At 65.7% G+C, this 309-nt stretch carries 1 protein-coding gene; it reads right to left on the bottom strand.

What is annotated here, in order from left to right:
• A partial coding sequence (locus OQ02_RS45485) for a DUF6766 family protein (protein ID WP_033443866.1) occupies positions 1 to 309 on the bottom strand: 309 nt, incomplete at both ends.

The raw sequence follows: 309 nt of genomic DNA, 5'->3' as shown, positions 1-309 counted from the left end.
CGGAGACCCCGGAGACGGACTGGGCGAACCAGGAGAACAGGAAGAACACGGCCATGGCGAGGCCCAGCGAGCGGGAGTAGAGGGCCTGCCGCCAGTCCTTGGTGCTCGCCCAGCGGGGCGAGTCGGACTGGGCGTGGTCGCCCAGTTTCTGTTCGCGTTCGCTCTCGGTACCGGCCTTGTGCAGGGGTTTCGACTCCGGCGAGCCGCGCTGGAGGAGATGGACGGTGCCGAAGATGTAGAGGAAGAACTGCAGGAACTCGGACTGCCAGTTCTCGGTGACGTCGACCGCGAAGTCCGAGGACATGAGGT

The sequence above is a fragment of the Saccharothrix sp. NRRL B-16314 genome (genome assembly GCF_000716595.1).
Classification (GTDB): Bacteria; Actinomycetota; Actinomycetes; order Mycobacteriales; family Pseudonocardiaceae; genus Actinosynnema.
The sequence above is the reverse complement of the archived record's forward strand: the minus strand, read 5'-3'. Positions and strand labels throughout refer to the sequence as shown.